Raw genomic sequence first — 1,137 nt, forward strand, 5'->3', positions numbered from 1 at the left:
ACTACGAGTCTCACCCATTGCCATGAGCATTTGAGCCCGTTCATGCTGCGGATTCTTAGCTAATATAGCTTGTAATACACGGCGAATATTGGCGTCTAACTGACCTTCATTAACGAAAAAGCTAGTCTGAGCATAAGTGGTGGCGATTTCTTCATTTTCAGGAGCTAAACGATAGGCACGAGATAAGGCTTCCAGCGCAGAATCAGTTGCCTCCATAGATAAGAAAAGCTCGGATAGGCGCATCCAGCGATTAGGATCATCAGCATTACGATGAACATTGGTTTGCATGGCGCTAATCAGTTGACGACCATCTTCAAACGCCCATGATGGCGGCTTGTCAATTTTAGCTGTCAATAGGTCGTCAGCCACTTGTCCTACTTTGTCCTCAGCTGTCCACAAATCAAACACGGGTGTACGATTGCCTATTAGTAAATACGCCATTGCAGCCAATATTGGGATCCAAGCTGCGACAATTAAACGGCTTTTGACATCAGGGGTGACCATAGGTGTTATCTGACGCTGCACATCTAATAGCTGACGCTCCAGTTCCAGCTTTTGATTTTGATAATGGCTATTATTAATAGTACCGCTGTCTTTATCTGTTTGTAGCTCAGCTAAACGTTCGCGAAATACTGCAACATTAATATCTAGCAGTTGATTGTCTATTGGTTTGGACTGCAAACGCGGTGCTCGTAGCCATGGCATAATAGCAATCAGCGCAAATATAAGAGCAATCAGCAAGCTTAGAGTTACAAATAAGCCAAAAGTAGAAAATAGAGTCATTTTTTGTCCTCTAGGCTAGTAATGTCGTGGTCGACACTCTCAGCTTGCGATAATAGACGATCAAGCTCAGCCTTTTCCGTAGAGGTCAAGGCAGCAGTACTGTTCACTGTGACGCCGCTTTGACCACGGGCAACAACTTGGCGACGCTTACTTTGCCAAAACCAACCAATAATTAAGACGAGCAATAATAGTGGTGGAAAAAACCATAGGATCCATGTTGATGGTCGCATAGGCGGCTTGTAGCTAATAAAGTCACCGTAGCGCTCTTGCATATAGACGCGTATTTCAGCATCACTACGTCTATCTTTAATTAAATCATAGACTTTTTGCTTTAGATCCTGTGCAATCGGTGCA

Annotated in this window: 2 protein-coding genes; both read right to left on the reverse strand. The window is 43.9% G+C overall.

The features are described from left to right. Positions 1 to 783: c-type cytochrome biogenesis protein CcmI (gene ccmI, locus ACTXGO_RS14250; RefSeq protein ID WP_443574975.1), on the reverse strand; the 783-nt coding region annotated here is incomplete at its 3' end. Further along, positions 780 to 1,137 (reverse strand): cytochrome c-type biogenesis protein (locus ACTXGO_RS14255; RefSeq protein ID WP_443574976.1); only part of this gene is annotated, 358 nt, incomplete at its 5' end. The genes ccmI and ACTXGO_RS14255, both read right to left, overlap by 4 nt.

The sequence above is a fragment of the Psychrobacter sp. T6-1 genome, from assembly GCF_052258445.1.